Raw genomic sequence first — 7,060 nt, 5'->3', positions numbered from 1 at the left:
CCGTGAGGGGCGGTGGAGGTATCAGAAGTGCGAATGCTGACATGAGTAACGTAAGGGGAGTGAGAGACTCCCCCGCCGAAAGACCAAGGGTTCCTGCTTAAAGTTAATCTGAGCAGGGTTAGCCGGCCCCTAAGACGAGGCGGAAACGCGTAGTCGATGGGAACCACGTTAATATTCGTGGGCCTGGAGGTAGTGACGGATCATCAATGTAGTTTGACCTTATCGGATTGGTCAGGCTGCTGCGTGGTTCCAGGAAATAGCTCCTCCTTATAGACCGTACCCGAAACCGACACTGGTGGTCTGGTAGAGTATACCAAGGCGCTTGAGAGAACTATGCTGAAGGAACTCGGCAAATTGCACGCGTAACTTCGGAAGAAGCGTGACCCTTGTTTACGCAAGTAGATGAGGGTGGCACAGACCAGGGGGTAGCGACTGTTTATCAAAAACACAGGGCTCTGCGAAGCCGCAAGGCGACGTATAGGGTCTGACGCCTGCCCGGTGCTGGAAGGTTAAGAGGAGAGGTGCAAGCTTTGAATCGAAGCCCCAGTAAACGGCGGCCGTAACTATAACGGTCCTAAGGTAGCGAAATTCCTTGTCGGGTAAGTTCCGACCTGCACGAATGGCGTAACGACTTCCCCGCTGTCTCCAGCATAGACTCAGTGAAATTGAATTCCCCGTGAAGATGCGGGGTTCCTGCGGTTAGACGGAAAGACCCCGTGCACCTTTACTATAGCTTTACATTGGCATTCGTAGTGGCATGTGTAGGATAGGTGGTAGGCTTTGAAGCCAGGGCGCCAGCCTTGGTGGAGCCACCCTTGAAATACCACCCTTATTACTATGGATGTCTAACCGCGGCCCGTTATCCGGGTCCGGGACAATGTATGGTGGGTAGTTTGACTGGGGCGGTCGCCTCCTAAAGAGTAACGGAGGCGCGCGATGGTGGGCTCAGAACGGTCGGAAATCGTTCGCTGAGTGCAATGGCATAAGCCTGCCTGACTGCGAGACTGACAAGTCGAGCAGAGACGAAAGTCGGTCATAGTGATCCGGTGGTCCCGTGTGGAAGGGCCATCGCTCAACGGATAAAAGGTACGCCGGGGATAACAGGCTGATGACCCCCAAGAGTCCATATCGACGGGGTTGTTTGGCACCTCGATGTCGACTCATCGCATCCTGGGGCTGGAGCAGGTCCCAAGGGTATGGCTGTTCGCCATTTAAAGCGGTACGTGAGTTGGGTTCAGAACGTCGTGAGACAGTTCGGTCCCTATCTGCCGTGGGTGTAGGAATATTGAAAGGATCTGTCCCTAGTACGAGAGGACCGGGATGGACGGATCTCTGGTGGACCTGTTGTGGCGCCAGCCGCATTGCAGGGTAGCTATATCCGGACGGGATAACCGCTGAAGGCATCTAAGCGGGAAACCCACCTTAAAACGAGTATTCCCTGAGAACCGTGGAAGACTACCACGTTGATAGGCCGGGTGTGGAAGAGCGGCAACGCTTGAAGCTTACCGGTACTAATAGTTCGATCGGCTTGATCGTTCTCATTCCTAATGTCCATCGCCAAAGGCGTGGATGGCACAGAACAGCTTCTCGAAAACGTGCGTTTTGCCGACCTGGTGGTTATGGCGGAGCGGCTGCACCCGATCCCATTCCGAACTCGGCCGTGAAACGCTCCAGCGCTGATGGTACTTCGTCTCAAGACGCGGGAGAGTAAGTCGCTGCCAGGTCTGCCAAACGCACGTTTTGAAATCTTCTCCTTACGATGAGGCCCGCCAAACGGGACTTTGGGCCGCGCAAGCGGCCTTTTCATTTGGCGAGACTTTGAATTGTGTAGGCAGATGCTTACATTAATGTTGGCGCGGGGTGGAGCAGCCCGGTAGCTCGTCAGGCTCATAACCTGAAGGTCGTTGGTTCAAATCCAACCCCCGCAACCAATATTCTCGAACATCAAAACGCCCCAGACGGTAACCCGCTGGGGCGTTTTGCGTTTGTCGCCACTGTGACGCACGTTTCGAACATCGCGCCCTCCAACGATCGGAGCGAGCACCGGAAGATGCGCCCGTTGCCTTCCAACCTGCGTTGGCCGCAGATTGTCAGTATTTGCTTACATAATCTAACCGTTTGATCCCGCGTGGCTTTTTTAGCCGCGGATGCCAGCCAGCCCCCGCGCGAAGGACACGAACGGTCAGATCTTGTGCCTGCGGTTGATGCTTGCCGGGCGGCCATGGATGGACAGCGTCGTGTCCCGCCGCGGCCGCTCGGCCACAACCTTGCCCCTGGCGATGACGCACATCCTTTCGGCGCGCAGGCGCAAAGCCTCAATGGGGTCGCCAGCGTCGAGAATCACAAGAGAGGCCGTCTTGCCGACGGCAATTCCCAGGTGGTCCAGACCCATAATCTCGGCGTTGACCCGGGTCACCATGTCAAAGCAATGACGCATGTCTGCCGGCGACGACATCTGCGCCACATGCAGCCCCATGAAGGCGACGTCGAGCATGTCGGCGGTGCCCAGCGAATACCAGGGATCGAGCACGCAATCCTGGCCCCAGCCGACGCGTATGCCGTAGCGCAGCATTTCCGGAACACGCGTCATGCCACGGCGCTTTGGATAGGTGTCGTGGCGGCCTTGCAGCATGATGTTGATGAGCGGGTTGGGAATCACCGAAAGATCGGCTTCGGCGATCAACGGCAGCAGCTTGGAAACGTAGTAGTTGTCCATCGAATGCATCGACGTCAGGTGCGAGCCGGCAGCACGGCCATGAAGGCCCAGCCGCTGGGTTTCATAGGCCAGTTGCTCGATATGTCGAGATTGCGGATCGTCGGTTTCGTCGCAGTGCATGTCGACCATCAAGCCGCGCTCTGCCGCGATCTGGCAAAGGTCGGTTACGGACCGGCGCCCATCTTCCATGGTGCGCTCGAAATGCGGGATGCCGCCGACGATGTCGACCCCGAGGTCGAGCGCCCGCAGTGTGTTCTGCCGCGCCGTCGGCGAACGATAAAGCCCATCCTGCGGGAAGGCGACCAGTTGCAGGTCGATATAGGGCGCGACTTCCTTCTTCACCTCGAGCAGCGCTTCAACTGCAAGCAGGCGGTCATCGCAGACATCGACATGGGTGCGGATGGCAAGCAGGCCCATCGATACGGCCCAATCGCAGTAGGAAAGCGCGCGCTGCTTGACCGCCTCGTGGGTAAGCAGCGGCTTCAGTTCGCCCCACAGCGCAATGCCTTCCAGAAGCGTGCCGGACGCATTGATGCGCGGTATGCCGTAGGACAACGTCGCGTCCATGTGGAAATGCGGATCGACAAAGGGTGAGGAAACCAGATTGCCCGTTGCGTCGATCGTCTTCGCTGCTTCCGCGTCGAGGTGCTGGTCGATTGCCGCGATCTTGTCGCCGTTCACACCGATGTCGACAATGCGCCCATCGGCAAGCGTCGCGGATTTGACGATCAGGTCGAAGCTCATCTCTCACCCTTCTGGTAGGGAACCATCAGCGCCTTTGGATAGGTTGCCCGGCGTGCAACGACAATCAGCGCCAGGATGGACAGCGCATAAGGCAGCATCAGGAAGATCTGGTAGGGAACTATGCCGCCCGAAAGCTGTTGCAGGCGGATCTGGTAGGCGTCGAAAGCTGCAAACAGGATCGCGCCGATCAACGCCTTGCCGGGTCGCCATGAACCGAACACCACGAGTGCGATACAGACCCAGCCGCGGCCATTGATCATGTTGAAGAAAAACGAGTTGAAGGCGGACATGGTCAGGAATGCGCCGCCTATCGCCATCAATGCGCTGCCCGCCATCACTGCGCCGGTGCGGATTATCGTCACCGAAATTCCCTGAGCTTCGACGGCGGACGGATTCTCGCCAACCGCGCGCACCGCCAGCCCCAACGGCGTGCGGTAGAGCGCCCATGCAACGACGATGACCGTGGCAAAAGCCATGTATGTCAACGGCGTCTGGTTAAACAGGGCTTCGCCAACAATTGGCAGCTTGGAAAGGCCGGGCACGGCCCAAGGCTCGAACGGCACGATTTTCGGCGGCGACGTCACTTCTGGCAGGGCCAGCCGGTAAAAATAGTAGGTCAGGCTGGTGGCCAGCATCGTAATGCCGATGCCGACAACGTGTTGCGATAACCCGAGTGGCACAGTCAAGACGGAATGGAGAAGGCCAAGCGTCATGCCGACCAATGCTGCAACCAGCACGCCTGTCCACAGATCGCCGCCCAGATAGACTGTGAACCAGCCGGCAAAGGCTCCGGCGGTCATGATGCCTTCTATGCCGAGATTGAGCACGCCGGCGCGTTCGCAGATCAGTTCGCCCATGGTGGCGAAGATCAGCGGCGAGGCGATGCGTATGGCTGCGACCCAGAACGAAGCGGTAAACAGGATTTCCAGAGCTTCCATCAGCGCCACCTTACCCTGTAGCGGGACAGCATGATCGCGGTCACCATCGTCAGCAGCGAGGTCGCGACGATGACGTCGGCAATGTAGCTCGGCACACCCGCCGCGCGGCTCATGGCGGCAGCGCCAACGAATATGCCGGCGACGAAGATCGCGGAGAAAACGACGCCGATCGGATTGAGCATGGCAAGCATGGCGACGACGATGCCGGTGTAGCCAAATCCCGGCGACAGATCGAGCGTCAGGTTGCCTTTCAGGCCGGCAACTTCGGAGAAGCCGCCAAGCGCTGCGATGCCGCCGGAAAGAAGCGCGGTCTTCATCACGATGCCGTTTACCGGCATGCCGAGGAAGCGGGCAGCTCCCGCATTGTGACCGACCGCACGCATCTCATAGCCAAGCACCGTCTTCTTCATCACGAACCACAGTGCGATCGCCAGGGCGACGGCGATGACGAACCCGTAGTGCAGGCGCTTGCCGGTGATGATGCGCGGCAATTGCGCTTCGGTCATCACCTTGGCCGATTGCGGCCAACCAAGGCTCATCGGGTCTTTCAACACGCCTTCCAGCAGCATCGATACAAACAAAAGAACGATGAAGTTCAGCAACAAGGTGGTCACCACCTCGTCGACGCCAAACCGGATTTTCAGCCAGGCCGGTCCGGCCAGCAGAAGTGCTCCGCACAACAGCGCTGCGATCATCAGCAGCGGCACGAGAATGAATGCGGGTAAGGGCAATGCGCCGGTGCCGAGAATCACGGTGACGGTCGCGCCGATGTAAAACTGGGCCTCGGCTCCGATGTTCCACAGCTTGGCGCGGAAAGCGACGGCGACCGCCAGTCCCGTGAAGATCAAGGGCGTCGCTCGCGTCAGGGTCTCGAGGATGGCGAATTGCGATCCGGCCGCGCCCTTGAGGACAAGCCCGAACACCGAAATCGGGTTTGCGCCGGCGGCCATGACCAGAAGGCCAGCTATGATGAAGGTGCCGAAAATGGCGCCGACCGGATAGAGGATCGATGCGGCCAACGAAGGTGCCGGTTTGGGTTCAAGCCGCATTCGGATTTCCTGTACCGGAAAAGCGCCGGCGTCGGGTCAAATTCATCATGCCGCCTCGTGTCCGGCCATCATTTCGCCGATCTGGCGGACGGTCAGTTCGCCGCGCGCCGATGGGCGCGACAGATGCCCTTCCGAGATCACTACGATCCTGTCGGAAAGCGCCAGCAGTTCCTCAAGATCTTCCGATATCAGCAGGATGGCCGCGCCGCGCGAGCGCGCTTCCAGAAGCTTTTGGTGGACATAGGCAACAGCGCCCACGTCAAGTCCGCGTGACGGCTGGTTGGCAAGGATCACGGATGGATCGGGATCGAGCGCGCGTCCGAGGATCAGCTTCTGCATGTTGCCGCCGGACAGCAACCTTATGCGTGCGTCGGGCGAAGGGCACTTCACGTTGTAGTCTTCGATAATGGATTGGGTGAACTTGCGCGCCGCTGCCCAATCCAGCAGGCCGGAGCGGCTGAATCTCGAATCGCGATAGCGCTCCGCGATGACATTTTCCATCACGCTCATATCCGCGACGGCCCCTTGCGAATGCCGGTCTTCCGGCACGCGTGCAATACCGACGGCAAGCGCTGCGCGGGGTGACCAGCCGGAGATGGTGTTGCCGTTCACCGTGACTGTTCCAGCCGAAGGGGTCTCCGTTCCGGCGATCAATCCGGCGAGTGCGGCTTGCCCGTTGCCGGAAACGCCTGCGATGCCGGTAATTTCCCCACCGTGCAAAATCAGGTCAGCGTGTTTCAAAGGCGTTCCATGTGCCTGTCGTGCGGTCGATACGCTTGAGAGTTCAAACAGCACCGGTCCGAGCGGAACCGTGGGCACGGCAGGCGGCGTGATTTCGCGCCCGACCATCAGTTCGGCAAGTTCGCGCCTGTTTGTGGCTGCGGTCTGCCTTTCACCGGAAAGCTTTCCAGCGCGAAGCACCAGCACGCGATCACTTGCTGCCATGACCTCGTGCAGCTTGTGCGAAATGAAGATGATCGACAGCCCCTTTGCCACCAGAAGCTTCAGCGTCTTGAACAGGGCGTCCGTTTCCGTAGGCGTCAGCACGGCCGTGGGTTCGTCGAGTATCAGGACGCGTGCATCACGATAGAGCGCCTTGAGGATTTCCACGCGCTGCCGCTCGCCGACAGACAAGTCTGCAACGAGTGCATCCGGTTTCACCGAGAGGCCGAAATCCTGCGCCAACCTGGCAATCTTCGTCTTCGCTGCCGTGCGGTCCAACCGGGGCCGAAACAGCGACTGGGTGCCGAGGGCAATGTTGTCCAGCACGGTCATGTTGTCGGCCAGGGTGAAATGCTGGTGAACCATGCCGACACCGGCCGCCAATGCGGCTTTCGGGTCGCCGGGCGGCAGTGTTTGGCCAAACACCTCGACGCTGCCTTCGTCGGCGACATAGTGGCCAAACAGAATGTTCATCAGCGTCGTCTTGCCGGCGCCGTTCTCACCCAAAAGCGCAATCACCTCACCTTGGTTGACGTCGAACGAAATGGTGTCGTTTGCCGTCAACGGGCCAAAACGCTTGGTGATTGATGTGAGACGAAGCGCCGGAATGTTCGTGCTCATGAGGTGCTATGTCCCTGGCGTCGCGACCCAAGCGTCTGGAACGCTCGAAC

General features: G+C 59.2%; 4 protein-coding genes, 1 tRNA gene and 2 rRNA genes (1 of these 7 only partly in view). 3 read left to right on the top strand and 4 right to left on the bottom strand.

Translation table 11 applies throughout. The features are described 5' to 3' along the window. The 3 genes from ASD50_RS00695 to ASD50_RS00685 form a co-directional block, all read left to right on the top strand. Positions 1–1,536: ribosomal RNA gene (locus ASD50_RS00695) — 23S ribosomal RNA — on the top strand (it extends 1,262 nt beyond the left edge of the window). Between the two features lie 73 nt (positions 1,537–1,609). Continuing rightward, positions 1,610–1,724, top strand: a 5S ribosomal RNA gene (gene rrf, locus ASD50_RS00690). Positions 1,725–1,854: 130 nt separating this feature from the next. After that, positions 1,855–1,931 (top strand) — tRNA-Met (locus tag ASD50_RS00685). A 251-nt stretch (positions 1,932–2,182) separates the two neighbouring features. Here ASD50_RS00685 and ASD50_RS00680 read toward each other — a convergent pair. The 4 genes from ASD50_RS00680 to ASD50_RS00665 are packed head-to-tail and all read right to left on the bottom strand — an operon-like array spanning position 2,183 to position 7,010. Continuing rightward, the gene (locus tag ASD50_RS00680) at positions 2,183–3,460 is read right to left on the bottom strand and encodes an amidohydrolase family protein (protein WP_056234323.1); all 1,278 of its coding nucleotides are present in this window, start codon (positions 3,458–3,460) and stop codon (positions 2,183–2,185) included. Then, positions 3,457–4,398 carry an ABC transporter permease gene (locus tag ASD50_RS00675; RefSeq protein WP_056234320.1) on the bottom strand — a complete coding sequence of 314 codons (942 nt, stop codon included), beginning with the start codon at positions 4,396–4,398 and terminating at the stop codon, positions 3,457–3,459. Before ASD50_RS00675 ends, ASD50_RS00680 begins: the two co-directional genes overlap by 4 nt. Then, positions 4,398–5,447, bottom strand: a complete 1,050-nt coding sequence (locus tag ASD50_RS00670) for an ABC transporter permease (protein ID WP_056234315.1) — start codon at positions 5,445–5,447, stop codon at positions 4,398–4,400. Before ASD50_RS00670 ends, ASD50_RS00675 begins: the two co-directional genes overlap by 1 nt. Before the next feature lie 45 nt (positions 5,448–5,492). Then, positions 5,493–7,010: an ABC transporter ATP-binding protein gene (locus tag ASD50_RS00665; protein WP_056234311.1), complete on the bottom strand. Its 1,518-nt coding sequence runs from the start codon at positions 7,008–7,010 to the stop codon at positions 5,493–5,495. Positions 7,011–7,060: the final 50 nt, after the last annotated feature.

It is taken from the genome of Mesorhizobium sp. Root552 (assembly GCF_001427285.1).
Taxonomy (GTDB): Bacteria; Pseudomonadota; Alphaproteobacteria; order Rhizobiales; family Rhizobiaceae; genus Mesorhizobium.
Note: the sequence above shows the minus strand (reverse complement) of the source record. Positions and strands in the feature narration are given on the sequence as shown.